The sequence below is a fragment of the Streptomyces sp. NPDC046303 genome (assembly GCF_055588085.1).
Window position 1 is genome coordinate 30,990 of sequence record NZ_JBVJFA010000007.1, and the last position, 5,337, is coordinate 36,326.

At 73.8% G+C, this 5,337-nt stretch carries 6 protein-coding genes; 3 read left to right on the plus strand and 3 right to left on the minus strand.

What is annotated here, in order from left to right:
• The first annotated feature begins 13 nt into the window (after positions 1-13).
• From pqqD to pqqB, 3 genes are read left to right on the plus strand one after another with little or no spacing between them, the layout of a single operon-like run.
• Complete coding sequence (pqqD, locus tag ACZ6I1_RS09600) at positions 14-268, plus strand: pyrroloquinoline quinone biosynthesis peptide chaperone PqqD (protein WP_469285024.1); 255 nt, start codon at positions 14-16, stop codon at positions 266-268.
• Positions 259-1,383, plus strand: coding sequence for a pyrroloquinoline quinone biosynthesis protein PqqE (gene pqqE, locus ACZ6I1_RS09605; protein WP_469285025.1), 1,125 nt, complete (start codon positions 259-261; stop codon positions 1,381-1,383). The genes pqqD and pqqE overlap by 10 nt, the downstream gene beginning before the upstream one ends.
• A complete protein-coding gene (gene pqqB, locus ACZ6I1_RS09610; protein WP_469285028.1) occupies positions 1,380-2,300 on the plus strand; it encodes a pyrroloquinoline quinone biosynthesis protein PqqB in 921 nt (306 codons plus the stop codon). The genes pqqE and pqqB overlap by 4 nt, the downstream gene beginning before the upstream one ends.
• Positions 2,301-2,399: 99 nt before the next feature.
• Here pqqB and ACZ6I1_RS09615 read toward each other — a convergent pair whose 3' ends face one another.
• From ACZ6I1_RS09615 to ACZ6I1_RS09625, 3 genes are all read right to left on the minus strand, one after another.
• Positions 2,400-3,158 (minus strand): thioesterase II family protein, encoded by a 759-nt coding sequence (locus ACZ6I1_RS09615; RefSeq protein ID WP_469285030.1) that lies wholly within the window; start codon positions 3,156-3,158, stop codon positions 2,400-2,402.
• A gap of 28 nt (positions 3,159-3,186) precedes the next feature.
• A complete protein-coding gene (locus tag ACZ6I1_RS09620) occupies positions 3,187-3,384 on the minus strand; it encodes an acyl-CoA carboxylase epsilon subunit (RefSeq protein WP_469285033.1) in 198 nt (65 codons plus the stop codon).
• A 72-nt stretch (positions 3,385-3,456) separates the two neighbouring features.
• Complete coding sequence (locus tag ACZ6I1_RS09625) at positions 3,457-5,016, minus strand: acyl-CoA carboxylase subunit beta (RefSeq protein ID WP_469285035.1); 1,560 nt, start codon at positions 5,014-5,016, stop codon at positions 3,457-3,459.
• Positions 5,017-5,337: the final 321 nt, after the last annotated feature.

Genomic DNA, 5,337 nt, shown 5'->3' on the forward strand with positions numbered 1-5,337 from the left:
AGAAGGAGTGGCCGTGGACCGGCCCGTGCTCGGCCGCGGAGTGCGGCTCGTCTACGACAGGACGCGGCAGACCCATGTCGTGCTGCACCCGGAAGGGGTGCTCGTGCCCAACGGGACCGCCGTCTCGGTGCTCGAACTCTGCGACGGCACCACGACCGTCCCGCAGATCGCGGCGGCGCTCGGCGCCCGCTACGCCGGTGTCCGCGAGACCGAGGTCGGCGCCCTCCTGGAACGGCTCACCGAGAAGGGCGTCGTGCGATGGATCTGACCGCCCCCACCCGCCCCGAGGACGCCCCGGCCGCGGCTCCGCCGCTCGGGCTGCTCGCCGAGCTCACCCACCGCTGTCCCCTGCACTGCGCCTACTGCTCCAACCCCCTGGAACTCATCGCCCGGGAGCGGGAGTTGAGCACGGACCAGTGGCTGGAGGTGTTCACCCAGGCGCGCGAGCTCGGCGTGCTCCAGGTGCACCTGTCCGGCGGCGAGCCGCTGGCCCGCCCCGACCTGCCCGAGCTCGTCTCGCACGTCAGCGGCCTCGGCTGCTACGTCAACCTCGTCACCAGCGGACTCGGCCTCACCGAGCGGCGCCTCGCGGACCTGGTCGGGCGCGGACTGGACAACGTACAGCTGTCGGTGCAGGGAGCCGACGCCGCCCGCGCCGACCTGCTCGCGGGGGCCAGGGCCCACCACCACAAGATCGCCGCCGCGGCGCTGATCCGCGAGCAGGGCCTGCCGCTCACGGTCAACGCCGTACTGCACCGCGCCAACCACGACCAGCTGGCGGGCCTCATCGACCTGGCCGAGGCCATGGGCGCGGACCGGCTGGAGCTCGCCAACACCCAGTACTACGGCTGGGCGCTGCGCAACCGGGAAGCCCTGATGCCCACCCGCGAACAGCTGGCAGCGGCCGAACCGGTCGTCCGGGAGGCGATGCAACGGCTCAAGGGCACCATGGAGATCGTGTACGTCCTCGCCGACTACTACGAGCCGTACCCCAAACCGTGCATGCACGGCTGGGGGGCGATCCAGCTCACGGTCGCCCCCGACGGCACCGTGCTGCCCTGCCCCGCGGCCGGCGCGATCACCACCCTCGACCTGGACAACGTCACCGAGAAGCCGCTGGCCGAGATCTGGTACTCCTCCGGCTCCTTCAACGCCTACCGCGGCGAGGAGTGGATGTCCGACCCCTGCCGCAGCTGCGACCGGCGCTCCCTCGACCACGGCGGCTGCCGCTGCCAGGCCTTCCTGCTCACCGGGGACGCCGCGGCCACCGACCCGGTGTGCTCCCGGTCCGCGCAGCGCGGCACCGTGGACCTGCTGCTGGCGGGCGTCCCCGCGACACCGCCCGCACTGGTGATGCGGGGACCGGCGGCGGTGCGCCGATGAGGGCGGTCCTGCTCGGCACCGCCGCCGGAGGCGGCTGCCCCCAGTGGAACTGCGCCTGCCCGGTGTGCACGTCGGGAGCCCCCGCCCGCTGCCAGGACGGCCTCGCGGTCAGCGCCGACGGCGTCGGGTGGTACCTGGTCAACGCCTCGCCCGACATCCGCGCACAGCTGCTCGCCACCAAGGAGCTGGCGGCCGGTCCCGGGCCGCGCGAGACACCGGTGCGCGGCGTACTGCTCACCGACGCCGAACTCGACCACACCCTCGGTCTGTTGATGCTCAGGGAAGGCGCCGGGCTGCGGGTGTGGGCACCGGCGGCCGTGCTCGGGGCGCTGGAGGCGGGGTTCCCGGTGCGGGGGATCCTCGGCGGCTACGGCGGCTGGGAGTGGTCCGAGCTGCCCGCCGGCAAGGAGCGGGAGGAGCGGGAGGAGCAGGAGGTCGGCGGGCTGCGGGTGACCGCCTTCGCCGTCGGCGACAAACGCCCCAAGTACGCGCGCACGCTGCCCGGTCCGGACGGCCCCTGGGTGGTCGCCTACCGCTTCGAGGACCCGGCCACGGGCGGGGTCCTCGTGTACGCGCCCTGCCTGGCCTCCTGGCCCCCCGGCTTCGACGAGTTCACCGCCGGGGCCGGCTGCGTCCTGCTCGACGGCACGTTCCACTCGGCGCGGGAGTTCGGCGGCGCCACGCGCGCGGCCGGGGCGGGCGGCGCGCAGGCCGCGATGGGTCACCTGCCGGTGACCGGAGAGGGCGGGAGCCTGGCACACGTCGGGCGCCTGCGGGCGCAGCGGCCGCACACCAGGTTCGCGTACACGCACCTCAACAACACCAACCCGATGGCCGATCCGCGGTCGGCGGCGCACCGCGAGGTGTGCGCGGCGGGTGCGGAGATCCCGGCAGACGGGACCCGCATCGAGCTCTGACAGGGTCAGCGGGGCGCCGGGCGAGGTGCCCGACGCCGAAGGGTCCGGCCGCCGTACGGCAGCCGGACCCTTCCGCGTGGCGGGGTTCCGGTGCGCGGCTCAGGCGAGCTGCTGCCGCACCAGCCCGATCACCTCGGAGGCGTGCTGGTTCAGGTAGAAGTGGCCGCCGGGGAACAGGTGGAAGGAGCAGGCCCCTCCGGTGTGACCGGCCCAGGCCGCGGCCTCCTCCGCGGTCACCTCCGGGTCGCTGTCCCCGTTGAGCACCACCACCGGACAGGCCAGGGCCGGGCCGGGGTGGTAGCGGTAGGTCTCCGCGGCCTTGTAGTCGCCGCGGATGGCCGGGAGCACCGCCCGCAGCAGCTCGTCGTCGGCCAGGACCGCCGGGTCCGTGCCGCTCATCCCCTTGATCGTGGCCAGCAGCCGCTCGTCCGGGGCGAGATGGAGCCGCTCGTCCTCCCGGTGCCGGGAGGGGGCGCGCCGCCCGGAGGCGAACAGGGCCGCCGGCGTCACGCCGGCCTCCTCCAGCCGAAGCGCCACCTCGAAGGCCAGCGTCGCGCCCAGACTGTGCCCGAACAGGGCCACGGGCCGGTCGCACCACGGCCACAGCTCCGCGAACACCCGGTCCGCGAGAGCGCGTACGTCGTCCACGCACGCCTCGTGGCGGCGGTCCTGGCGGCCCGGGTACTGCACGGCCACCACGTCGGCCCCCGGGGACAGGGCCCGGGACACCGGGAAGTAGTAGCTCGCGGAGCCGCCCGCGTGGGGGAAGCAGAACAGCCGTACGGGAGCCTCCTCGGCGGGGTGGAAGCGGCGCAGCCAGGCACTGGGCGCCCGCACGGGCGTGGTCGTACGGTTCATGGGTGGTCGGTGTCCTTAGCTCGTCGGTTCACAGGGCCGTCCAGGTCCCCGGCGGGCGCCAGCCGCGCGCGGGGCCCCAGGAGGCCCGGGGCCGGGGTGCGGACTGCTCCCCGGTGTGGTCCCGGCCCCGGGCGGTGGAGAGCAGCACGAGGAGGACGGCGGCGAGTTCGGTGCTGTCCGGGGCGCCGCGCACGATCCTCAGGTGGGGTTCGGCCCGCTCGCTCATCGGGCGTGCTCCTCTGCGGTGAAGAGGGATGGGGGTGGGGGTGGGGGTGCCGGTCGCAACGGCGGGCGCCGGTCAGAACGGCGGGTTGCCGTGCTTGCGCTCGGGCAGCGGCACGTGCTTGGCCCGCAGCGCCTCCAGCGCGTCCACCAGCACCTGCCGGGTCGTGGCCGGGTCGATCACGTCGTCGACGAGGCCCCGCTCGGCGGCGTAGTACGGGTGCATGAGCTCCTGGCGGTACTGCTTGACGCGCTGCGCGCGCGCCGCCTCCGGGTCGTCCGCCGCGGCGATCTCCCGCCGGAAGACCACGTTGGCGGCGCCCTCCGCGCCCATCACCGCGATCTCGTTCGTCGGCCAGGCGAAGGACAGGTCCGCGCCGATGGAGCGGGAGTCCATGACGATGTACGCGCCGCCGTACGCCTTGCGCAGGATCATCTGCACCCGGGGCACGGTCGCCGCGCAGTACGCGTACAGCAGCTTCGCGCCGTGCCGGATGACACCGCTGTGCTCCTGGTCGCTGCCCGGCAGGAACCCCGGTACGTCCACCAGGGTCACCAGCGGGATGCTGAACGCGTCGCAGGTCTGCACAAAACGCGCCGCCTTTTCCGAGGCGTTGATGTCCAGCACCCCGGCGAGCGAGGCCGGCTGGTTGGCGACGATGCCCACCACGTGCCCGTCCAGCCGGGCCATACCGCAGATGATGTTGGTGGCCCAGTTGGCGTGGACCTCGAACAGGTCGCCGTCGTCGACGATCTCCTCGATCACCGCCCGCATGTCGTACGAGCGGTTCGGGTCGGCCGGCACCAGCCGCGACAGCTCGTCGGTGCGGCGGTCGGCCGGGTCCGTGGCGGGCACGGCGGGCGGCAGCTCCCGGTTGTTGGACGGCAGCAGCGACAGCAGGTGGCGCACCTCCTCCAGGCACTCCTCCTCGCTGTCGTACAGGAACGCGCTCGCGCCGGAGACCGACGAGTGGACCTGCGCGCCGCCCAGGTCGTTGTGGCTGATCTTCTCCCCGGTCACCGCCTGCACCACGTCGGGACCGGTGATGTACATCTGCGCGATGTCGCGCACCATGAACACGTAGTCGGTCAGCGCGGGGGAGTACGTCGCCCCGCCCGCGCACGGCCCGAGCATCACGCTGATCTGCGGGATCACCCCGGACGCGGCCACGTTGCGGCGGAAGATGCCGCCGTAGCCGGCGAGCGCGGTGACGCCCTCCTGGATCCGGGCCCCCGCGCCGTCGCTGAGCGACACCAGCGGGGCGCCCGCCGCCAGCGCGAGGTCCATCACCTTGTGGATCTTCTGCGCGTGGGCCTCGCCGAGCGAGCCGCCGAAGATGCGGAAGTCGTGCGCGTACACGAACACCCGGCGGCCGTCGACCTTGCCCCAGCCGGTCACCACCCCGTCGGTGTGCGGCCTGCGGTCCTCCAGGCCGAAACCCGTCGCCCGGTGCCGGCGCAGCTGCTCTATCTCCCGGAAGGTGCCCGGATCGAACAGCAGGTCCAGCCGCTCGCGCACGGTCAGCTTGCCGCGGGCGTGCTGTGCCTCGGAGGCGCTCGCGGACGGGCCCAGCTCGACGGACTCCTTGATCGCTCCTAGTTCGGCCACTCGGACACTGACATCGGCAACTGTCATGCTCCACCCGTCTCTTCGGCCATCGGGGCGCACGAACGGCGGCGCCCTGGGCAGCAGTGCGTGCCATTGAAGGCGTCCGGGGCGCGTACCGAGAACACCGACCACCCCCCTGACCGCTCCGGGGCCCGCCCGCACCCCCGCCGAGCTGGCACGTCGCGCCGCGCGGCGCGGACGGGCGGTGTCCGGGCCCGCCGCCGGGCGGGCCACGGGCAGGGTCAACACCTGGGGGGATAGGGGTGTCGCCTCCCTTCGGGGCCGACCTAGCGTGCGATCACCCCGTGGCCGGAACTGACCCGGGGCAATCGATACCGAGCTGGGAGC

What these genes read in the sequence shown, in the direction of transcription:
- pqqE (WP_469285025.1), top strand. Translation starts at nt 259, where the DNA reads ATGGATCTGACCGCCCCCACCCGCCCCGAGGACGCCCCGGCCGCGGCT.
- pqqB (WP_469285028.1), top strand. Translation starts at nt 1,380, where the DNA reads ATGAGGGCGGTCCTGCTCGGCACCGCCGCCGGAGGCGGCTGCCCCCAG.
- ACZ6I1_RS09615 (WP_469285030.1), bottom strand. Translation starts at nt 3,158, where the DNA reads ATGAACCGTACGACCACGCCCGTGCGGGCGCCCAGTGCCTGGCTGCGC.
- ACZ6I1_RS09620 (WP_469285033.1), bottom strand. Translation starts at nt 3,384, where the DNA reads ATGAGCGAGCGGGCCGAACCCCACCTGAGGATCGTGCGCGGCGCCCCG.
- ACZ6I1_RS09625 (WP_469285035.1), bottom strand. Translation starts at nt 5,016, where the DNA reads ATGACAGTTGCCGATGTCAGTGTCCGAGTGGCCGAACTAGGAGCGATC.